Origin of the sequence: Planomicrobium sp. CPCC 101110, assembly GCF_007859395.1 — a bacterium.
In the GTDB taxonomy this organism is placed as follows: Bacteria; Bacillota; Bacilli; order Bacillales_A; family Planococcaceae; genus Planococcus.
On record NZ_VOHD01000003.1, the window covers coordinates 1,233,686 to 1,255,780 of the forward strand.

The 22,095-nt window shown below is 46.4% G+C and carries 19 protein-coding genes; 14 read left to right on the plus strand and 5 right to left on the minus strand.

Translation table 11 applies throughout. The annotated features are described in order from the left end of the window. Positions 1–2: 2 nt before the first annotated feature. From FQV30_RS05980 to FQV30_RS05995, 4 genes are read left to right on the plus strand one after another with little or no spacing between them, the layout of a single operon-like run. Positions 3–995 (plus strand): AAA family ATPase, encoded by a 993-nt coding sequence (locus FQV30_RS05980; RefSeq protein ID WP_146499188.1) that lies wholly within the window; start codon positions 3–5, stop codon positions 993–995. Then, complete coding sequence (locus FQV30_RS05985; RefSeq protein ID WP_146499189.1) at positions 992–1,852, plus strand: DUF58 domain-containing protein; 861 nt, start codon at positions 992–994, stop codon at positions 1,850–1,852. The genes FQV30_RS05980 and FQV30_RS05985 overlap by 4 nt, the downstream gene beginning before the upstream one ends. Positions 1,853–1,863: 11 nt before the next feature. Then, complete coding sequence (locus FQV30_RS05990; RefSeq protein ID WP_146499190.1) at positions 1,864–3,597, plus strand: vWA domain-containing protein; 1,734 nt, start codon at positions 1,864–1,866, stop codon at positions 3,595–3,597. After that, positions 3,584–6,151 (plus strand): VWA domain-containing protein, encoded by a 2,568-nt coding sequence (locus FQV30_RS05995; protein WP_255473361.1) that lies wholly within the window; start codon positions 3,584–3,586, stop codon positions 6,149–6,151. The genes FQV30_RS05990 and FQV30_RS05995 overlap by 14 nt, the downstream gene beginning before the upstream one ends. Before the next feature lie 31 nt (positions 6,152–6,182). Here the strand turns inward: FQV30_RS05995 and FQV30_RS06000 are convergent, their stop codons facing one another. Then, positions 6,183–7,373, minus strand: a complete 1,191-nt coding sequence (locus FQV30_RS06000; RefSeq protein ID WP_146499192.1) for an MFS transporter — start codon at positions 7,371–7,373, stop codon at positions 6,183–6,185. Positions 7,374–7,732: 359 nt separating this feature from the next. Here FQV30_RS06000 and FQV30_RS06005 point away from each other — a divergent pair, with 359 nt between their 5' ends. Both FQV30_RS06005 and FQV30_RS06010 read left to right on the plus strand, forming a co-directional pair. After that, the gene (locus FQV30_RS06005; protein WP_255473362.1) at positions 7,733–8,038 is read left to right on the plus strand and encodes a hypothetical protein; all 306 of its coding nucleotides are present in this window, start codon (positions 7,733–7,735) and stop codon (positions 8,036–8,038) included. Between the two features lie 127 nt (positions 8,039–8,165). Then, the gene (locus tag FQV30_RS06010; RefSeq protein WP_146499194.1) at positions 8,166–8,825 is read left to right on the plus strand and encodes a potassium channel family protein; all 660 of its coding nucleotides are present in this window, start codon (positions 8,166–8,168) and stop codon (positions 8,823–8,825) included. 39 nt (positions 8,826–8,864) lie between these two features. Here the strand turns inward: FQV30_RS06010 and rnjA are convergent, their stop codons facing one another. Next, positions 8,865–10,532 (minus strand): ribonuclease J1, encoded by a 1,668-nt coding sequence (gene rnjA / locus FQV30_RS06015; RefSeq protein WP_146499195.1) that lies wholly within the window; start codon positions 10,530–10,532, stop codon positions 8,865–8,867. A 2-nt stretch (positions 10,533–10,534) separates the two neighbouring features. Further along, the gene (locus tag FQV30_RS06020) at positions 10,535–10,747 is read right to left on the minus strand and encodes a DNA-dependent RNA polymerase subunit epsilon (protein WP_146499196.1); all 213 of its coding nucleotides are present in this window, start codon (positions 10,745–10,747) and stop codon (positions 10,535–10,537) included. A 278-nt stretch (positions 10,748–11,025) separates the two neighbouring features. Here FQV30_RS06020 and FQV30_RS06025 point away from each other — a divergent pair, with 278 nt between their 5' ends. Next, positions 11,026–11,796: a Cof-type HAD-IIB family hydrolase gene (locus FQV30_RS06025; protein ID WP_146499197.1), complete on the plus strand. Its 771-nt coding sequence runs from the start codon at positions 11,026–11,028 to the stop codon at positions 11,794–11,796. A gap of 16 nt (positions 11,797–11,812) precedes the next feature. Here FQV30_RS06025 and def read toward each other — a convergent pair whose 3' ends face one another. Next, positions 11,813–12,379, minus strand: coding sequence for a peptide deformylase (gene def, locus FQV30_RS06030; RefSeq protein ID WP_146499198.1), 567 nt, complete (start codon positions 12,377–12,379; stop codon positions 11,813–11,815). A gap of 144 nt (positions 12,380–12,523) precedes the next feature. On the opposite strand from def, the gene FQV30_RS06035 reads away from it, so the two are divergent. The 6 genes from FQV30_RS06035 to FQV30_RS06060 all read left to right on the plus strand — a co-directional run bounded on the left by FQV30_RS06035 (position 12,524) and on the right by FQV30_RS06060 (position 19,465). Further along, positions 12,524–13,159 carry a YkyA family protein gene (locus FQV30_RS06035; RefSeq protein WP_146499199.1) on the plus strand — a complete coding sequence of 212 codons (636 nt, stop codon included), beginning with the start codon at positions 12,524–12,526 and terminating at the stop codon, positions 13,157–13,159. Between the two features lie 261 nt (positions 13,160–13,420). Then, complete coding sequence (pdhA, locus tag FQV30_RS06040; RefSeq protein WP_146499200.1) at positions 13,421–14,533, plus strand: pyruvate dehydrogenase (acetyl-transferring) E1 component subunit alpha; 1,113 nt, start codon at positions 13,421–13,423, stop codon at positions 14,531–14,533. A 3-nt stretch (positions 14,534–14,536) separates the two neighbouring features. Beyond that, positions 14,537–15,514: an alpha-ketoacid dehydrogenase subunit beta gene (locus FQV30_RS06045; protein WP_146499201.1), complete on the plus strand. Its 978-nt coding sequence runs from the start codon at positions 14,537–14,539 to the stop codon at positions 15,512–15,514. Positions 15,515–15,542: 28 nt separating this feature from the next. Then, entirely contained in the window at positions 15,543–16,934 is a 1,392-nt protein-coding gene (locus FQV30_RS06050; protein WP_146499202.1) for a dihydrolipoamide acetyltransferase family protein, read from the plus strand. Between the two features lie 4 nt (positions 16,935–16,938). Then, positions 16,939–18,348, plus strand: coding sequence for a dihydrolipoyl dehydrogenase (gene lpdA / locus FQV30_RS06055; RefSeq protein WP_146499203.1), 1,410 nt, complete (start codon positions 16,939–16,941; stop codon positions 18,346–18,348). 244 nt (positions 18,349–18,592) lie between these two features. Further along, positions 18,593–19,465, plus strand: coding sequence for a polysaccharide deacetylase family protein (locus FQV30_RS06060; RefSeq protein WP_146499204.1), 873 nt, complete (start codon positions 18,593–18,595; stop codon positions 19,463–19,465). Between the two features lie 45 nt (positions 19,466–19,510). On the opposite strand, the gene FQV30_RS06065 is transcribed toward FQV30_RS06060, so the two are convergent. Next, a complete protein-coding gene (locus tag FQV30_RS06065) occupies positions 19,511–20,980 on the minus strand; it encodes an aminotransferase class I/II-fold pyridoxal phosphate-dependent enzyme (protein WP_146499205.1) in 1,470 nt (489 codons plus the stop codon). A gap of 136 nt (positions 20,981–21,116) precedes the next feature. Between FQV30_RS06065 and FQV30_RS06070 the strand changes: the two genes are divergently transcribed. After that, entirely contained in the window at positions 21,117–22,082 is a 966-nt protein-coding gene (locus FQV30_RS06070) for an NAD(P)H-dependent flavin oxidoreductase (protein WP_146499206.1), read from the plus strand. Positions 22,083–22,095 lie beyond the last annotated feature (13 nt).

Here is a 22,095-nt window from a genome sequence, read left to right on the forward strand (position 1 = left end):
AAATGACATTGACACCAGATCAATTTACAGAAATGAGCAAACGGCTTCAAGAGGTAAGGGAGGAAATTGGCCGCTTCATTGTCGGACAGGAGGAAGCGGTCGAATTTTCCCTCTATGCCATTTTGGCTGACGGCCATGCCCTTCTTGAAGGCTTGCCCGGCCTTGGGAAAACGATGCTGATCCGGACCATTTCCGAAGTTTTGGATCTATCGTTTTCGCGCATTCAGTTTACACCCGATCTGATGCCTTCTGATATTACAGGAACGAGTTTGATTGAGCGGGATGCAAATGGAAAGCAGCATTTTTCTTTTAAGGAAGGGCCGATTTTTCACCAGATGGTCTTAGCCGATGAGATCAACCGGGCGACGCCAAAAACGCAGAGCGCCCTTTTAGAAGCAATGGGTGAAAAGACTGTAACCATTCTAGGCGAGACGAAATCGATGGCCCGTCCGTTTTTTGTTTTGGCAACTCAAAATCCCATTGAAATGGAGGGGACATATCCTTTGCCGGAAGCACAAATGGACCGTTTCCTTTGCAAAATTCTAGTGGCTTATCCGAATCGGGCAGAGTTGGCGGAAATCAGCAGGCGGACAACAGGTGCGCAGACAATCGAGCTGGAAAAGAAAATGACGGGGCTGGAATTGCTGGAAGCTCAGCAGTTGGTCAAATCTGTCATGATTGCAGAAGACATTTTAATGGTGGCGGTCGATATTATCCAAAATACCAACCCGCTTGAAAGCGAAATCGGCCAAATCCGGGAATTTGTCCAATATGGCAGCGGCCCCCGCGGCTTGCAAAGCTTGATCCGGCTGGCGAAGGCGCGCGCTTTGGTAGAAGGGCGATTCCATGTTTCCATCAGCGATTTGAAGCATGTGGCCAAGCCTGCTTTAAGGCACCGGCTGCTGCTGAACTATGAAGGAGAAGCGTCCGGGGCAAGTGCAGACGAACTGGTCGGGCAAATCACAGAAATTGCCGGGAAGGGCGTATTAAAATGACTTCGCTGCACTTGCCGGGCGATTGGATAAACCGTCTGAGCCGCTACTCGATAGGCACAAAAGCGAAAATCCGCGGACACCATAAAGGGTCGCATCGTTCTATGCGCTTCGGCTCTTCATTGGATTTTTCGGATTTCCGTGAATATCATCTTGGAGATGATGTCCGCCATATCGACTGGAACGTTTATGCGCGCACCGAGAAAGTTTACATAAAGCGCTTTTTGGATGAGCAAGAGATGCGTGTCCATCTGCTAATGGACAATTCAAAATCAATGGAGAAAAAATGGCTTTTTACGAGGCAATTGGCTTTTTCGCTTGGAATGATGGTTTTGTCGGGCGATGACCGGCTGACGGTTTCGGCGGGGCAAAAAGAAGGAGCGCCTTTCCGTAAAAAAGGGAAATCAGCCAGGAAGCTGTTCGAGCACTTTGTATCGAACCTGCAGGAGCCGGCTGCTTTATCGTTTGCCAGAACTGCCAGTTTCCATGCGGCTAAAGACTCGACTGTGGTGTTCGTTTTGTCGGATGGTTTGGAACCGCTTGAAGACTGGCGGCAGTTTTTCAAACAGGCGCCAAAATATTCGCATGATGTTCGTTTTCTGCACATCCTGTCGAAAGAAGAACGTTTGCCTGAGTATACCGGAGATGTCCGATTTATCGATGAGGAAACCGGTGAAGCTGTCAATGTGACCTTGACGCCAGATGCCGCCGCCAGTTATCAGGAGAAACGCGAAATGCATGAAAAAGGGCTGGAAGCGCTGTGCCGAAAGCATGGCATACATTATTTGCAAGTTTCCGTCGAGGAAGGGATACAGCATGTGTTGTTTCAGCAAATGGCTCGAAAAAAATGGATTGAATGAGGTGAAGCGGCATGAGTTTTTCAGAATGGGGATATTTATGGGCTGCTGTTATGCCTCTTGCCGTACTGCTATATTACTTTTTCCGCAAAAAATACAAAGACCAGCACGTTTCATCCACTTTGCATTGGCGCGAACTCATGAAAGAAATTCATGCATCGCCTTATTTGAAAAAGCTGCAGCATCATATCCTGCTTTATTTGCAGCTGGCGGCGCTCTTGATTTGTCTGTTCGCGCTCCTCGGCCCGCGGTTGGATTCGGAAACATTGGAAGGCAATGAATTCATATTTGTCGTCGACACTTCTGCAACAATGCTGGCAGGAGAACCGGCGGCTTTTAGCAGGCAGCAGGAACTGATGAAAAACCTGATCACTCAAACTGGCGGAAAGCCGGTCACTATCGTGACGACGGGGGCAAGGCCTGAAGTGGTAATGAGAAAAGAACGTGATTCCGATAGGCTGGAAAAAGCGATAGACCAATTGGAAGTCGCCTATGAAAATGCGGAGATAGAACAGACTCTGCTTTTTGCTGAAACGCTTGTTGAAGATGCCTCTACCGTAATTCATGTGTTTACAGATTCTTTGGACCGGTCACTTCTTGCCCATAAAATCGATCAGGTTTATGAGGTCCATGCTATCGGACAGCCTTTGCGGAATGTTTCTATTCGCCAATTCGGGTTGTCGGAAACGGAGGAAGGCATGCGGGCAATCGTTCAAATTGTTAACGAAACTTCAGAAGCCGTTTCCGGCAAACTCATACTTACAGGTGAAGGAATGGAGAAAACAGCGGATATTCAACTGTCATCCAAGGAAGAACTTTTGGTGCCGTTCGAACAATTGCCGGACCAACCGATATGGCAAGCCGAACTGCAAATCGGAGATGATTATTCCGCTGATAATTCCATGGTGGCTGCTGTCAATGAAACCTCAAACAGCGTTGTCGTCGATTCATCGCTCCATGAATTGGTCGGTACGGGTTTCCAATCGCTGAAAGTGGAAGTTAACCTGATGGAACCTGGCCAATTGGCGCAGGCGGCCGCTGTGCCGCTCGTCACTAATCAGACCGATTTGCTGGAAGCCGATATGCCGCTTTTGCTTATCGGACGGGCCGATGAGAAGACCCATCCGGTGGCGGGACCAATCGAAACGGTTCCGCATGCGCTTTTCACGTATGCCTCTCTTGAAGATGTGTATGTTTCGGAAATCTATCCGCCATTTGAAGGCTATGAAACCATCGCTACAATAGGCGAAGAGCCGCTGATTCAAATCTCTCCGGATGGGGATGTTGCCGTATTGACGGACATTCAACTGACAGATTGGCCACTCCATCCGTCTTTCCCGCTGTTTTTATGGAGCACGATCGGCGAACTGTCCGGAACAGACACTCTCTTGGGGTTTTTCCAGCCGAACGAACAGCGTGCAGTGGCGCTCGCTTCAAAAAGCGGAGAATGGGAAGTTTACAAAGACGGGGAATATCTCCAGTCCTATATGGAAGGGCAAGGGCCATTTACAGCGCCGCGACAGCCAGGAGTCTACGAAATAGTGGGAGATGGCAGGACGTTGAAAATGATTGTGCAATTAAGCAATGAAGAGAAAACAATGGCCGAAGGAACCAGTTATAAAATAGGTCGCGCGGAAGCGACTGGTGGAACAGTGGAATTTTCAATTGTTCCTTGGCTGATTTTTGCGGTGCTGTTTCTTCTTGTAGCGGAATGGGAGGTGTATCGCCGTGGAAATGCGCATCGATAATCCCATTTGGCTTTGGTTTTGTTTGCCGGCGATTTTGTATTTTGGATTGGTTGCCATCCAATTTTGGCCGAAAAGCTCAGCGCTTTATCGAACGGTCTATTGCTTGCGCGTAGCTGCTGTTGCTTTATTGATCTTTGCGCTGACAGATCCTTCCCTTTACCGGTCGGAAAAACAGGAACAGATCATTTTTTTGATGGACCGTTCCGCTTCAATGGCTGGCTTGGAAACGGATATGTCCACAACAATCAATGCTGCCCTTTCCGAAAAAGAAGATCATCAATTGGCAGGCGTCTATACGTTTGCGGAAGATTTTCAAAGCTTGGTTCCGATATCAAAAGAGCGGCAAACGGTGCCTGCAGATATCAGCATCAACCAAAACAAGCATACCAATATTGCCCAGGCGCTTGAACTTGCCGCAAATAGCGGAAACAAGGATTTAGCAACACGGATTGTGCTGCTGACCGATGGCAATGAAACCCAAGGTTCGGCGATTGAAAGTTTGGAGCGGCTGCAATCCGAGCGGCTGCAAGTAGACGTTTTCCCGGTAAAACAGCAAGCGGAAAACGATGCAGCCATCACACGGTTTGAAACTCCGGAAAGTGCTTTTCTAGGAGAAGCCCAAGCGTTTTCTGTTTCCATCCATGCAGAAGCCGATGCTGCCGCGCGTTTGATATTTTCAGTGAATGACCAGGATTTTGACCAGAAAGAAGTGTCCTTGTCAGCAGGCAGCAATGTGTTTTCCTATTCCTATCCTGCCGAAGAAGAAGGGCTTGCAAAATATGAAGCGAGGATTGAGGTCGCTGAAGACGCCTTCTTGGAAAACAATAGGTTGGCCAGCATTACTGATATAGGTGGAACGCCTGAAGTGCTGGTTGTCGAAGGTGCGGAAAAGAGTCCGATACCGGCAGTGCTCGACAGGGAAAGAATCAATGTTTCTGAAATGGCTGCAACGCAGCTTCCTCAAAATTTATCCTCAATTCTTGGATACGATGCCGTCATTTTTGATAATGTACCCGCAACTTCAATCGGAGAACAGCAGATGGCAGTGATTGAACAGGCGGTGAAGCAATTCGGACTCGGCTTTATGATGGTCGGCGGCGATCAAAGCTATGGCCTTGGCGGATATTTTAAGACGCCGATTGAACAGCTGCTGCCAGTCGAGATGGAAGTGAAAGGGAAGCATGAATTGCCGTCGCTAGGACTAGTCATAGTTATGGACCGTTCCGGCAGTATGGCAGGAGGGAAAATGGAACTGGCGAAAGAGGCAGCGGCGCGTTCAGTTGAGTTGCTTCGGAGTGATGATACAGTCGGCGTAATCGCTTTTGATGACCGGCCATGGGAAATTGTCCCGACAGAAAAACTAAAGGATCCAAAAGCGGCGACGGACAAAATTTTGTCGGTTGCACCAGGCGGTGGGACAGAAATATACAAGTCGCTCGAAGAAGCCTACAAACAGCTGGAAGACCTGGAATTGCAGCGCAAGCACATCATCTTGCTGACTGACGGGCAATCGGCCACTTCCAATGATTATGATGCCTTGATTGAAGCGGGGATAGAAAACAACGTTACGCTTTCGACCGTTTCAATCGGGCAGGATGCGGACAAAGGTTTACTTGAAGGAATGGCTGGGTCAGGGAACGGCCGCTTTTATGATGTAACAGATGCTACAACGATTCCAGCTATTTTATCCAGGGAAACGATTATGATGTCGCGCACTTATATCGTCGATAAACCATTTTACCCGACAGTTTACAGCAGTAAATGGAATCCTCTTTTCTCAGACGGAATTCCGCAGATGAATGCGTATATCGCTACTACCGCAAAAGGAACTGCTTCAGTCGCACTTGAAAGCGAAGAAGAGGATCCCATACTTGCAACATGGAATTACGGGCTTGGAAAAACTGTCGCCTATACATCAGGCAGCGGTGCATGGAGCGGTGGATTCCAGACTTGGAAAAACTGGCCGGCTTTTTGGAACCGCAATGTTTCCGAGCTGCTTCCTGCATTTGAGGAAGTGCCGTTTTCGGTAGCCAAAAAAGCACAGGGCATTTATACAGTAGAAGATCCGTCGCATTCATCCGCTATATTGGATATCACCGTAGTGGATGAAAAGGGAGACGAAGTGCCGATTCAAACCCAGCCGATTGCCCCAGGAAAAGTGGAAGTTGCATTGGATGCGGAACCAGGCCTGGTATTTTTCAGCATTTCCAACGAAACTGGTGCAGCTTATAAAACCGGACTGGCAGTTCCTTACGGAGATGAATACCGTATAGATGAGCCGAACATGGCAATGCTTACGGCAATTGCAGAAAGAACGGGGGGAACAGTGGCAGATTCGCTGGATGAGGTATTCCGAAATCTTCCGTATGAAAGCGGAACAAAACAGCCGATTCGGCATAACCTGCTCCTGTTTGCAATGATTCTATTTTTCATTGATATCACATTGCGGCGGTTTGGCCTGAAACTGCCGAAAAAACCACTTAAAAGGGCCGCTGAAACCGAAAAGTCTCCAAGAACAGTTGAACAATTGATAAAAGCGAAAAAGAGAAGTTGATCTCTTTTTCGCTTTTATTTTGACGGCAAATTTAAGTTCTGCTCAGCTCCAATAAGTGCTGCTTTTTCAATGACCAAATATTGGCAAGGAAGAAGCAGCCAATCAATATGACGGTTCCGGCGATATACGGGAAGCTGATATTGATATCAAACAAAATCCCGGCCAAAGTAGGGCCGATCATAGTTCCTAAGCTCATGTATGCATTGTTCATACCAGCAGCAAAGCCTTGTTCGTCGCCTGCAAGTTTCGATATCAAAGTGTTGATTGCCGGCCGAAGAAGCGCAGCGCCGGTAAAGAAGACGGAGGATACCAGCAAAATTGTCCAATAAGTATGGACAAACAAAATGGCAATCATGGTAATCGACAAAACTATTAGATTCACCAGGATAATCTTCATTTCACCATAACGCTTGAACAGCCTTTCGATGATGAAAGTTTGGACTATGACTCCTGCAAATCCGCCGACTGTCATCAATACGGCAATATCTGTCGGCGTATAATTGTATTTATGGTCGACGTAAAGAGAAATGGTCGACTGGAAATTTGCGAGGCCAAAAGAGAAAAATAACATGACAAGCAGCATAACAAAATACGGTGTCGCAGTAGAACGTTTCATCTGCCGGAAAAGATTTTCCTGTTTCTCATTGTTGTTTGGAACAGAAGGCACGATATTCGGCAAGACGAAAAATGATACGGCTGCCGCAATCAATGCAACGGATGCGGCGATATAAAAAGGGAACTGCAAACTGACGCCAGCTAAAAATCCCCCGACTCCGGGGCCGATTGTAAATCCGAGCGACATGGAAGCGCCAAGCAATCCCATGCCTCTGCCGCGTTCTTCGTAAGTGGTGATATCTGCTACAAAAGCCATCATCGGCGGAATCAAAAACGCAGAACCAAGGCCGGTGAAAAAACGTGCTAAATATAGAATCCAAAGATCCGTGGCCAGTCCGAAAACCAGTTGAGAAAGTCCGAAAACAATCAATCCAAAAACAATCAAGTTCTTCCGGCCATATTTGTCCGATAATTGGCCGGAAATGGGGGAGAACAGAAATTGCGCCAAAGCAAATGTGGCAATCAATGTTCCGAGTGCCTGTCCGGCAACGCCGAAAGTTTCAAGGTAGGCAGGCATGATCGGAAGGATCAGCCCTATTCCGCTCATAGCAATAAACATATTGAACATCAGTACGTAAAGTGCATAATTTTTTGATTCTGTTGCCATCGGCAATCCTTCTCTCTTCGTTGTTTCGTGTTCCTAAAGTTTAGCATATCTGACTGAACAACTATACCCGAATTGGGAAGAAAAAAACAAGCGGAAAACCTCTATACCGCTCCTTCCTGCATATTTAGAATTGGAAAGCAACAAAGTCCGCCATCTGCTCATCAGCAAATTTGTCATTTTGGAGAACGCTTTCATTCTGTTGTATAAATTTTTGAAAAACTTATTCATATCTATTGCAATTCTTGTTCAAAAGTCTTTATTATAAAGGAACGACAGAAAGAATTTTGCCGCAAAACACGCATTTGATGCTATTATGGTAAAGGTGCTTAAAAAGAAGAAGCTTAGCCATTACTTTGGGAGTGATCCGCTTGAACGGGAAAATGAATTTTTTTCTGGACCCAGCAAAAAGGGTGGTCCGAAAATCTTCAATCATGAATTACAAACAAAACCAACAAGGACTTTATTTGGTTGCAAATAAAAAATTTATCAATTGGATGGAAGTCCATACGTATTGCCATACGTGCTTATCCGCTCTTACATTCGATGACGAGTTCGATGCAAGCTACTGTGCGACATGCAACGAGTGGCGTGAAGAACAATGCAGCGACAGCAGCTGCGAATATTGTGAGAATCGGCCGACGCGGCCGTTAGATCCCCGCCGATGAGGCGGGTTTTCTTTGTTTTACCCCAGATTGATGAGAACAGATCTTTAGAATGGATTGAAGCTTTTTCTTTATGAGGATGGGAAAAGTAAGGTAATATGGAAGTAGCAAAGGATATGGAGGAAGCACAATGAAAAAGGAATTTGTAGTTATTGGATTAGGGCGTTTTGGAGGAAGCATTGTCAGAGAACTGATTGAACAAGACGCAGATGTGATGGCGATCGATAAAGATTCTGAGCGCGTAGATGAGTTTGCGACAATCGCCACCCAAGCCATTGTTGCGGATACGACCGATGAAGCTGTGCTTAAATCTCTTGGCATCCGAAATTTTGAACACGTTATTGTGGCAATCGGAGAAAATATCCAAGCGAGCATCTTGACGACATTGATGCTTAAAGATATTGGTGTGAAAGAAATCACGGTAAAAGCGCAAAATGATTACCATGCAAAAGTATTGAGTAAAATCGGCGCTGACCATGTGGTCCATCCTGAACGCGATATGGGAATCCGGATTGCCCACAATATGTTATCGAATAACGTGCTGGATTACTTGGAGCTTTCAGATGAGCATTCCATCATGGAAATCCGTGCAAATGAAAAATTGGCCGGCTTTACATTGATCCAGCTCGATATCCGCGCAAAATATGGCATCAACATAGTGGCTATCAAGCGGGGCGGGGATATTATTGTATCGCCGCAAGCTGATATGGAAATTCAATTAGGAGATATCTTGATCATTATCGGTTCAGATGCCGACATCAACCGTTTTGAGAAAAAAGTTCTCAACTAAAAAAGGAAGCCCCGATATCGGGGCTTCCTTTTTGGTTGCTTAAACTTCCATGATGATTGGCAATACCATCGGACGGCGTTTTGTTTTTTCATACAAGTATGGTCCGAGCACGTCAGAGATTTCGCTTTTCAGCTCAGCCCATTCGGTGTTTTTGCCGTTGATTTTCTTGTTCAAGTGGCGGTTCAGCATTTGCTGCGCTTCATAGATCATTGTACCGGATTCACGCATGTACACAAAACCGCGGGAAATGATATCCGGCCCTGATACCATTTTGTTTTTCTGCATATCGACGGATACGACAACGATAACCAAGCCTTCTTCCGAAAGGATGCGGCGATCGCGAAGTACAATATTGCCGATATCGCCAATGCCGCTGCCGTCGATGTAAACATCGCCGGAAGGGACGCGGCCAGCGATTGAAGCTTCATCTTGCCCCAAAGCAAGAACTTCACCGTTTTCCATGATAAACGTATTTTCTTCTGGAACGTCGCAATCGATGGCAAGCTGCGAATGCATTTTCAACATCCGGAATTCGCCGTGTATTGGCATGAAGAATTTCGGTTTGATCAAACGAAGCATCAGTTTCTGTTCTTCTTGTGAACCATGTCCGGATGTATGGATATTGTTGAGCGATCCATGAATGACATCCGCTCCGGCGCGGAACAGCAAGTTGATGGTACGATTCACGCTGCTCGTGTTCCCCGGAATCGGAGAAGATGAGAACACAACTGTATCGTTCGGCTGAATTTGAATTTGGCGATGAGTACCATTGGCGATGCGTGAAAGTGCGGCCATCGGTTCACCTTGAGAACCTGTGCAAAGAATCAAAACTTCGTTTGCAGGGAGGCGGTTCAATGTCTGGGTGTCGACAAATGCATCTTCTGGTGCATTGATATAGCCAAGCTCACGGCCGATTGTAATGGCGTTATCCATGCTACGGCCAAAAACTGCGATTTTGCGGCCTTGGGCTACCGCTTCGTCCGTCACTTGCTGCAACCGGTAAATATTTGAAGCAAATGTCGCAAAAATCAAGCGGCCATCCACTTTTCTCATGATATCCCGGATCGTGTCCCCGACTTTGCGTTCTGACATGGTGAAGTTTGGAACCTCAGCATTAGTGCTGTCAGAGAGCAGGCATAAGACGCCTTCGCTGCCGATTTGCGCCATTTTCAGCAAGTTTGCTGGCTCGCCTACCGGAGTGAAGTCGAATTTGAAGTCTCCTGTATGCACAATATTGCCGGGCGGCGTTTTAACGACAACACCGAATGCATCCGGAATACTATGGGTGGTACGGAAAAAGCTAACTGCTGTTTTACGGAACTTGATGACATCATCTTCTTCGATTTCCGTCATTTTTGTTTGGCGCAAAAGACCGTGTTCTTCAAGTTTCTTGCGAAGCAATCCAAGGGCCAATTTGCCTCCGTATACAGGAATGTTGATTTTCTTCAGCAAGTAAGGAATACCGCCGATATGGTCTTCGTGGCCATGTGTGATGAAAAGGCCTTTGATCTTATCAATATTTTTAACTAAATACGTGTAATCCGGAATTACATAATCGATTCCGAGCAAATCGTCTTCCGGAAATTTGATGCCTGCATCAATAAGGATGATTTCATCCTGAAATTGAACGCCATACGTATTTTTGCCGATTTCGCCCAGTCCGCCAAGTGCGAAAACAGCTGTTTGATCATTTTTTACAAATTTCATACTTATTTAAGGCTCTCGACTTCGTAATTTTGGCTCGCTTGTTCATATTCCAAATGGCTGCCTTCAAGCAGCTGAACAAACTCGATGTTGTAGTTGCGGTCTTTTAAGTGTTGGCGCACTTCACGCTCGGTAGATGCTTCAACATAGAGGCTTTTAGTGTTTTCGCGAACTGGTACCTCAAAACGGTTTTCTTGATAATAAACTTTAAAAATCATAATTTGCTCTCCTTTTTCCACGTTCAAAATAAATTCACTTTCTTTATATTATCATGTCATTGTTTTAAAATAAAGAATAGCCCTCCTTTTTATCAAGGAGGGCTACCAAATTATGCAATTTTCTTTTTGTTCATGATGCCATTAAGCTGTCTAACAAGTTTTCTTTTTAAACGCTTTAACATGGCTAATCACTCCTTATGCATAGTATACTATATTTTCAGAAAAAAGTAAACCAGAGCTGCTGTTGCTGCGAACTGGGAAAGAATGGAGAATGCAAGGTGGGAAAGTTATTGCTTTTGGACATTGATGGGACTTTACTGAATACAAAAAAAGAGCTGCCGGCATCTGCGAAAGAGGCGCTTCTGGCAGCCCGTGCGAACGGCCATGAGCTGGCGGTCGCCACCGGGCGCGGGCCTTTCATGGCGAAGAAAGTATTAGATGAACTGAAGATCGATACATTTATCACCTTCAACGGACAGTACATAGTCCACCAAGGCGTGCCAGTGCATAAAGAGGCACTGGATCCGGACACGCTTTCCGATATAGTTGAGTTTGCTGAGAAACGGGATCATCCGCTGGTCTTTTTGACGGATGAGAAGATGGTCTCAAGCATCGACTACCATCCGGATATTGATGAAAGCATTAAAACACTCAAATTTTCCCATCCGAAAATGATCGAGAATTTCCACTTGGAAAACGATATTTATCAAGCGCTGCTGTTCTGCGAGCAGGAAGAAGAACCGCAATACAAAGAGGCGTTCGCGAATATGGATTTTATCCGCTGGCACCGCGTTTCTTGCGATGTCGTGCCAAAAGGCGGCACAAAAGCGCGCGGCATTGAACGGCTGATCAAAATAACAGGCCACTCGATCGAAGACACCATCGCGTTCGGAGACGGTTTGAATGATGTTCAAATGATGGCTACCGCAGGATACAGTGTTTCTATGGGGAATGGAACAGAAGAGACAAAACAACAGGCATCTTATGTGACAGACCACGTCGACAACGATGGCCTGGCAAAAGCATTCCGCCATATCGGATTGATTTGAAAAAGAGCTTCGGGAATTATTCTCCCGAAGCTCTATCTATTGGAATGGCATTTTCGATTTCTGCAAATGGATTTTTAGGGTTGATATGATCGAAGAACATGACACCGTTCAAATGATCCAGTTCATGTTGAAAAGCGATAGCCGGCAATCCTTTCAGGCGCATCTTGTATTCCTTGCCTTCAATATCAAACGCTTTGACCGTAACGCGGGCATATCTCGGCACATAGCCGGGAACGGCCCGGTCAACGCTCAAACAACCTTCGCCCGCTGACAAATAAGCTTTTTCGACCGAATGGCTGACAATTTTCGGGTTTATGGCAATCAAGCTTAAATTCTCGCCGGAGTTTTCATCAAAGTGCAGAGCAAAAATGCGCTTTGGCACATTGACTTGAGGCGCAGCAATGCCGACCCCGGGCCGCAAGTCATATTTCTCGATCATTTCATCATTCTGGCTGTTAACTACATATTCCAGCAAATCCTCGCTGAGTTTGCGGTCTTCTTCGGATAGCGGAAATGCAACTTCTTTTGAACGCATGCGAAGAGTCGGATGTCCTTCGCGGACAATGTCTTTCATAAGTATCAAGTTGTTTCATCCTTTCATTGGTCGTACCATTCCCATAAGTATAGCGCAATAAAAGCCGGGGAGAAAGAAAAAAACCCAGAGAGTCAGTTGTGTTTTTTTTGGCGAAAGTCTATAGTTAACTCATGTATGTAAGGAGGGTTTTGAGTGAAAAGGACTATGATGGCTACATTATTTTCAAGTGCATTGCTTTTAAGCGCCTGTTCAGGACCATCTCCTGGTGAGCAATTGGACAACGTGCTGAAAGATACGTTTGAAGCAGAACAGGACTACCGAAGCACCCAAGGTGAAATGGAAAAGCTGGAGAAAAATGAACAGCAACTCTTCGAATCAATCATGGCTCTTACCCAAGAGCAGCAGGAAGAAGTAAAGGCCCAGGCAGAAGAAGCACTGGCTTCGGCAGACGAGAGGCTGGCTCTTCTTGAACAGGAAAAAGAATCCATGGGAACTGCTGAGGAAAGCTTCAGTGAAATTGATACAGTGATCGAGGAAGCGGAAGAGGGGGTCAAAGCGGATCTGGCGGCATTGAAAGAAAAAATGCAAGAACGTTTTAATGCGCACGCCGAATTCGCGGATGCCTACGGAAAGCTTACAAACCTGCAAAAAGAATTATATGAAATGCTCCTTAACGAAGAAACGGATATTCAGATGCTTCAAGAAAAAACTGCAGAAGTGAACGAGCAGAATGAGATTGTCCAAAAAGCTGTTACAGTGTTCAACGAACATACAGAACAGTTTAATGAATTGAAAAATAGCGTGATTGACAACTTAACGCAAGAATGACGATATAGCAGCCTTTTGGCTGCTTTTTTCTGTCCTATAAAAGATGCTGTAAAAAAATACTGTTTTATAATACAGTGTTCGATAATGTACTGATACAGTTTTTTGAAAGCCGAATGGGGTGGTATTAAACAATGCTTGATAATATTAGGTTCGCAATGATTGACCACGTAAATCTACTAACGTATACTGAGTAAGGAAATGCAATTGTATTACTAAATAAATAGAGTAATGTTAATACAGATAAAAAGGAGAGTTGCTTTTATGGCTGAGAAAAAATCACTGTTGTTCGATCCAGTGGAAACGCTTCACTCAATCGAAGAAAAGTTTGAAATGGTCCAAATTTTGAACGAAGAAGGCGAAATTGTCAATGAAGAGGCAGATCCGAAGCTATCGGATGAAGATCTTCAGGAATTAATGAGCCGTATGGTATACACAAGAATTCTGGATCAGCGTTCTATTTCGTTGAACCGCCAAGGCCGTTTGGGTTTCTATGCTCCAACTGCCGGGCAGGAAGCTTCGCAATTGGCTTCGCAATTTGCACTTAAAAAAGAAGATTTCATTTTACCGGGATATCGTGATGTGCCTCAATTGATTTGGCACGGTTGGCCGCTGCACCAAGCATTCTTATTCTCGCGAGGCCATTTCATGGGCAACCAGATGCCTGAAGGCCTGAACATTTTGCCGCCGCAAATCATCATCGGGGCGCAATACATTCAAGCTGCAGGAGTTGCACTTGGCATGCAAAAACGCAAGAAAGAAGCGGTTGCCATTACGTACACAGGAGACGGCGGTTCTTCGCAAGGCGATTTCTATGAAGGCATCAACTTTGCTGGATCTTACCGCGCGCCGGCAATCTTCATCGTGCAAAACAACCAATACGCGATTTCTACGCCGCGTGAATTGCAGACATCTGCAAAAACCATCGCTCAAAAAGCAGTAGCTGCAGGGATTCCTGGAGTATTGGTGGACGGCATGGATCCATTAGCAGTTTATGCAGTGACACGCGACGCCCGCGAACGCGCAATCAGCGGCGGCGGCCCGACTTTGATCGAGACAATGTGCTACCGCTATGGCCCTCATACAATGGCAGGGGATGACCCGACTCGCTACCGTACTTCGGATATCGACAGCGAATGGGAAAAGAAAGACCCTCTTGTTCGTTTCCGCAAATACCTGGAAGCGAAAGGCTTATGGAGCGAAGAGAAAGAAAACGAAGTAATTGAAAGAGCTAAAGATGAAATCAAGGCAGCTATCAAAAAAGCGGACAGCGCGCCGAAACAGACTGTTACAAACATGCTGGAAATCATGTACGAAGAGGTTCCATTCAATGTGAAAGAACAGCTGGAAATCTACAAAGCGAAGGAGTCGAAGTAAGCAATGGCACAAATGACGATGATTCAAGCGATTACGGACGCTCTGAGAACAGAATTGAAAAACGACGAAAATGTTCTTGTTTTCGGTGAAGACGTCGGAAATAACGGCGGAGTTTTCCGTGCAACTGAAGGTTTGCAAAAAGAGTTTGGCGAAGACCGCGTGTTTGATACACCTCTTGCGGAATCTGGTATTGGCGGCCTTGCGATCGGCTTGGCTTTGCAAGGTTTCCGCCCGATTCCAGAAATCCAATTTTTCGGATTCGTTTATGAAGTGATGGATTCCATCAATGGACAAATGGCTCGTATGCGTTTCCGCAGCGGCGGCAGCTTGAATGCGCCTGTAACGATCCGCTCCCCATTTGGCGGCGGTGTTCATACACCGGAAATGCACGCTGATTCATTGGAAAGCTTGATGACTTCACAGCCAGGCTTAAAAGTGGTTGTACCATCAACACCATATGATGCAAAAGGTTTGCTTATCTCTTCTATCCGCGACAATGATCCGGTAGTTTTCCTTGAGCATTTGAAACTTTACCGCTCTGGCCGCCAGGAGGTGCCGGAAGAATCTTATACGATTCCTTTAGGCAAAGCCGATGTGAAACGTGAAGGAAAAGACCTTTCAATCATCACTTACGGCGCAATGGTCCAAGAAAGCCTGAAAGCGGCTGAAGAACTTGAAAAAGAAGGCTATTCAGTGGAAGTGGTCGACTTGCGTACGATCCAGCCTCTAGACATCGAAACAATCATTGCTTCTGTCGAGAAAACTGGCCGGGCAATGGTAGTGCAGGAAGCACAAAAACAAGGCGGCATTGCAGCTGGAGTTGTAGCTGAAATCACAGACCGTGCGATTTTGAGCTTGGAAGCGCCGGTATTGCGTGTTACGGCACCGGATTCAATCTTCCCATTCTCGCAAGCTGAACAAGTTTGGCTGCCGAACTCGAAGGATATAGTAGAAACAGCGAAAAAAGTTCTTACGTTCTAATAGTTGCGTAAAAGAAAGGGTGAAACTAATGGCTTTTGAATTTCGTTTACCGGATATCGGAGAAGGTATCCACGAAGGTGAAATCGTAAAATGGTTCGTCACAGTTGGAGACACAATCGAAGAGGACGACATTCTGTTTGAAGTGCAAAATGACAAATCGGTCGTTGAAATGCCTTCACCAGTGACAGGGAAGATTTTAGAAATCCTAGTTGAAGAAGGAACTGTAGCAGTAGTGGGCGACGTATTGGTTCGCATCGACGCAGAAGGCGCAGATGACATCCAATTCAAAGGCAGCCATGCCGGCCAAGACGGCAATGTCCAAGAAGTTGAAGAAAGCACAGAAGAATTGGTTCAATCCGGCACTTCTGAGTCCAGCCAAAAAGTCGACAAAGCTCCTGTCAAAGAAGAAGTTCCGAATGTAGGGAACACTGGAGCTGGCGCTCAGCCTCAAGTTGAAACCGAAGCAGATCCGACAGCGCGAGTTATCGCAATGCCATCTGTCCGCAAATTTGCCCGCGACCAAAACGTCGATATCAAGCAAGTGAACGGTTCCGGCAACAATGGCCGAGTTCTAAAAGAAGATGTTGAGTCGTTCTTGAGCGGCGGCCAGCAATCATCAGCTGCTCCTGCTCCTGAAGAAGCGAAAGCGGAAGCTCCAGCTGCAGCAAAAGAAGAAACGCCAAAAGCGCCATCAACTGTTTCTGTGCCTGAAGGCGAATTCCCGGAAACTCGTGAGAAAATGTCTGGAATCCGCAAAGCAATCGCTAAGGCGATGGTCCATTCGAAACATACAGCACCTCACGTAACGCTTATGGATGAAGTGGATGTTACAGAACTTGTCGCGCACCGCAAAAAGTTCAAAGACATCGCTGCTGAAAAACAAATCAAGTTGACGTATTTGCCATATGTGGTAAAAGCGCTAGTCAGCACATTGCGCGAATTCCCGGCTTTAAATACATCTCTTGATGATGCAACAAGCGAAATCGTCCAAAAACATTACTTCAACATCGGCATCGCGGCGGATACTGACAAAGGCTTGTTAGTGCCGGTCGTTAAGAACGCTGACCGTAAATCTGTTTTCTCGATTTCATCAGAGATCAACGAACTAGCTGAAAAAGCCCGTTCTGGAAAATTGTCTCCAAATGAAATGAGAGGTGCGTCTTGCTCGATCACGAATATCGGTTCTGCGGGCGGCCAGTGGTTCACGCCAGTTATCAACCATCCGGAAGTTGCAATTCTTGGAATCGGACGCATTGCAGAAAAGCCTGTAATTAAAAATGGTGAAATCGTGGCAGCTCCTGTGTTAGCATTGTCATTGAGCTTTGACCACCGCATGATTGATGGAGCGACTGCGCAGCATGCATTGAACCACATTAAACGCTTATTGAGCGAACCAGAACTATTATTAATGGAGGCGTAAACTTATGGTAGTAGGAGATTTCCCAATCGAAACAGATACGCTCGTCATCGGCTCCGGCCCTGGCGGATATGTTGCAGCGATCCGTGCTGCTCAAACAGGCCAAAAAGTAACAATCGTTGAAAAAGAATATATCGGCGGCGTGTGCCTTAACGTCGGCTGTATCCCATCAAAAGCGTTGATTTCAGTAGGGCACCGTTTTGAAGAAGCGAAGCATTCGGATGATATGGGTGTCATTGCAAACGAAGTTACCCTTAACTTTGAAAAAGCCCAAGCTTTCAAAAATGGCGTAGTTAAGAAATTGACTGGCGGTGTTGAATCGCTGTTGAAAGGCAACAAAGTAGAAATCGTACGCGGGGAAGCTTACTTTGTTGATACGAATACAATTCGTGTCATCACTGAAAACGCTGCTCAAACGTATAAATTCAAAAATGCCATTATTGCTACCGGCTCACGCCCTGTAGAAATCCCGACATTCAAATTCTCGAAACGCGTCATCAACTCAACGGGTGCTTTGAATCTTGATGAAGTGCCGGGCAAACTAGTAGTTATCGGCGGCGGCTACATCGGAACGGAACTTGGGACAGCATATGCAAATATGGGTTCTGAAGTGACAATCCTTGAAGGTGCTCCGGATATCTTGGCTGGATTTGAAAAACAAATGACAGCTATCGTTAAAAAAGGCTTGAAGAAAAAAGGCGTTGAAGTTATCACTAATGCTTCTGCAAAAGGCGTTGAAGAAACTGAAACTGGTGTTACAGTCACTTACGCTGCAGGCGGAGAAGAAAAAACGGTTGATGCCGATTACGTATTGGTGACAGTTGGCCGCCGTCCGAACACGGATGAGATGGGACTTGAAGAAGTCGGAGTCGAATTTGGCGAGCGTGGCTTGATCAACGTTGACAAGCAGTGCCGCACAAACGTTCCGAACATCTATGCAATCGGTGATGTTGTCGCAGGCCTGCAATTGGCTCACAAGGCATCATACGAAGGGAAAGTTGCTGCGGAAGCGATTGCCGGCGAGTCATCAGTAGTCGATTACTTGGCAATCCCTGCGGTTTGCTTCACGGATCCTGAACTTGCTAGCGTCGGTTTGACTGAAGAGCAAGCAAAAGCAGAAGGATTTGAAGCAAGCGCTGCTAAATTCCCATTTGGCGTAAACGGCCGCGCGCTTTCATTGAATGCAACTGAAGGGTTCGTGAAATTGGTTTCGCGTAAATCAGACGGTTTGCTTCTTGGAGCACAAATTGTTGGAGCTGGCGCATCAGACATGATCGCTGAACTTGGCCTTGCAATCGAAGCAGGAATGACTGTTGAAGATATCGCAATGACAATCCACGCTCACCCAACGTTAGCTGAAGTTACTATGGAAGCTGCCGAAGTAGCAATGGGAGCACCAATCCACATCCTTAAATAAGTTGAAAGAAGCCGCAAATCTTTGCGGCTTCTTTTTTTGTTCAAAAGGTCCCTGGGAATTTGCAGGAAATATCGCTTGCATATTAAAATTGGAATAAAAAGGGCGGTTTATCCCTTATCATATAAATAAACGCGAGGAAAACCGGTCGTTGGTAAGTTCCGCCTTGTGGGCTTCTGTAATTTTATGTAATGAATGATTGATTTATGCTAAAATTGAGGTCGAAAGGATTACAGGTGATAAAACGATGATATATGCGAAATTCTTTTTTATGGCCGCAAGCTTGGCTTTATTGACAGCATGCGGCAACGGTGGAGAGTCTGCCGAAGAAGCAACAGAATCTACAGAGCAGCAAGGAACAGTCGAAGAGACTGCTGCCGAAACAGAAGAAACCGCTGATGCTGAAAAAGAAGCAGCGGAAAAAGCGGAAAAAGAAAAAGCCGAAAAAGAAAGAGCCGAAGCGGAAGCGAAGGCTGAAGCAGAAAAACCGAAGTACAAACTCAATCCGGCATTCTGGGGATTCGAACCCCTTGAAGGCGCTGAAGCCGAAGCTGTCCTTGTCACTATAGATGATGCTCCTGACAAGCATTCACTGGAAATGGCAGAAACGCTGAAAGAAAAGGATGTGCCGGCAATTTTCTTTGTCAATGGGCATTTCCTGGATACGGATGAGGAAAAAGAAACCTTGAAAAAAATCCATGATATGGGCTTTGCAATTGGAAACCATACGGAAACGCATGCAAATCTACAAGGAATTTCTAAAGAACAGCAAAGGGAGGAAATTTTGGCCCTAAGCAAGACAGTTGAAGAAGTGACTGGTGAAAAACCGGAATTTTTCCGTGCACCTCAAGGGCTCAATACAGATTTCAGCAAGGAGCTTGTTGAAAAAGAAGGCATGTTGCTTATGAACTGGACATATGGCTATGACTGGAACCAGGAGTATATGGATGCCTCTGCATTGGCTGATATCATGGTCAATACAGAGTTTTTGACCAATGGCGCCAATCTTTTGATGCATGACCGCGAATGGACCGCTGAAGCATTATCGGACATAATAGATGGCCTGAATGAAAAAGGCTATAGCTTTATCGACCCGGCCGAAATCGAAGGCGTGAAATGAAAGAACGGCCCGGAAGCTTGCTGCTTCCGGGCCGTTCTGCTGATTTTATCTGATGGCTTGCTGCTCCTTGATAACACGGAGCATTTTTAAACTATCGTCTTCAGGTCCTTGAACCGGCAGGCCGGCTTCAATGTTCATGCGGATATATTCAATATTTTCCTGGGTGATGATTTCCCCCGGGATAAAAATCGGGATGCCTGGGGGGTAAACCATGATAAATTCCGCAGAAATGCGCCCGACAGCTTCAGCGATCGGAATCACTTCCGTTGTTGCGTAAAACGCGTCACGAGGCGTCATGGCAAGCCGCGGAATGTCTGGAATAAGAACAGTAGGCTCAACAATTGCAGCTTCAGAATCGAACGTGGCGCTCATTCTTTGAAGTGCGTTAATCAGCAGGTTTAGCTCTTTGCGCGAGTCGCCGATCGTTATCAAGCATAAGATATTATAGAGGTCGGACAATTCCACTTCGATATTGGCTTTTTCCCTTAGCCATTCCTCTGCCTGATGGCCGGTAATGCCAAGATCTTTGACACTGATCAATAATTTTGTCGGATCCATATCAAATGTCGCCGAAGTTTTCAGCAATTCTTTGCCTACACAGCGCAAGTGCGGAATTTTGTTGATGCGTTTGCGGCCGTCCTGAGCCAGGCGGATTGTTTGGTCAATCAAGTCATAGCCATGGACTGCAAGCTGTCTGCGGGCAGTATCAAGAGATGCCAGAATTGGATAGGATGTTGAAGTCGTGGTTAACATTGAAAGAGTCGATTGAACGCGTTTCGGCGAAACAAGGCCTTCGCGCACGTTCAATACGGAACTTTGTGTCATTGATCCGCCCAATTTATGGACGGAAGTTGCGGCCATATCGGCGCCAGCCGCCATTGCGGATACCGGCAATGCTTCATGGAAATGGATATGGACGCCGTGGGCTTCATCCACCAGCACTGGGATGTCACGGGTATGCGCGATATCCACTATACGCTTCAAATCGGCAGCTACACCGAAATAAGTCGGGTTGATCACGAGTACCGCTTTGGCATCCGGATATTCATTCAATGCTTTTTCTACAGCTTCGGCAGAAATGCCGTGTGAGATGCCAAGGTCCGGATCGACTTCCGGATGGATGAAAATTGGAATGGCTCCTGCAAAAACAATGGCCGACATAATGGATTTATGTACATTTCTCGGCACCAGGATTTTGTCGTTTGGACCGACGACGCTTAAAATCATCGTCATGATGGCGCCGCTCGTGCCCTGTACAGAAAAGAAGGTGTAATCTGCGCCAAACGCTTCGGCAGCCAGTTCTTGCGCTTGTTTGATGGCTCCTTTGGGAGAGTGGAGATCATCCAAAGGGGCTATATTGATCAAGTCGATGGATAATATATTATCGCCGACAAATTCCCGGAACGCGGGATCGACGCCTTGGCCTTTTTTATGGCCGGGAATGTGAAATTGGATCGGGTGCCGGTTTCGGTGCTTCAGTAACGCATCGAATAACGGAGTTTCTAATTGAGACAATGGGTAGCACACCTCGCTTTATAAAAATGAAAACAAAAAGAATTATAGCATGATGCTACACGCTATACTATAAAAATAAAAGGATTTTGCCTCCCTCCATCGAATACAGGAAATATAGGGAAAAGGAGAGGGTAGTATGCGCTTTGATACAAGAGTTACCGAGTTGCTCGGTACCCGTTTGCCGATTGTCCAAGGCGGGCTTGCTTATTTGGCCTACGCAGAACTTGCGGCAGCTGTTTCTAATGCCGGCGGCCTCGGCCAGATCACAGCGATGAGTTTGGGTACGCCTGAGCAGTTGCGTGAAGAAATCCGGACGGTACGCAGATTGACGGATCGGCCATTCGGCGTTAATTTTGCAATAGGGGAACATGGGCGCGCGTTTGCTCCTATGCTTGATGCGGCAATTGGGGAAAATGTTCCGGTCATATCCATGACCGGCGGCAATCCTGCACCAATTTTTGAACAGCTGGCAGGAACTTCGGTTAAAAAATTGGTCTTGGTAGCCGCCAGGCGGCAAGCGGAGAAAGCTGAAAATCTTGGTGCAGATGCTGTGATGGTGGTCGGCCAAGAAGGAGGGGGGCACTTGGGGCGTGATGATGTCGGCACAATGGTGCTCATCCCCCAAGTTGCAGATGCTGTCTCGATACCGGTGATCGCTTCTGGGGGAATCGGTGACGGACGAGGTTGGATGGCCGCCCATGCCCTAGGGGCTGAAGGCATTGAAATGGGTACGCGCTTTATTGCAACCAAAGAATGTGTGCATGCATCTGAAGCGTATAAAAAGGCGTTGGTCAGCAGCTCAGAGAGCGAAACCGTCGTCATCAAGCGAAGCATCGGCGCACCCGCCAGAACGCTTCATAACAGCTGGACGGACCGCATTCTGGAAGTTGAGCGGGAAAATCCCAGCTATGAAGCGCTGAAGGAGCTTATTAGCGGGGAAGCCAATAAAAGGTTTATTTATGAAGGAAATGCAGAAGAAGGATTTGGTTGGGCAGGCCAGGTGACCGGCCTGATCAAAGATGTGCCGAGCGTTCAGGAATTGTTGGATAGGATGGAGCAGGAAGCCATTGCTATCCGCAAAAAATGGGCGACTATTTTATGAAAGCAGGGAAGGC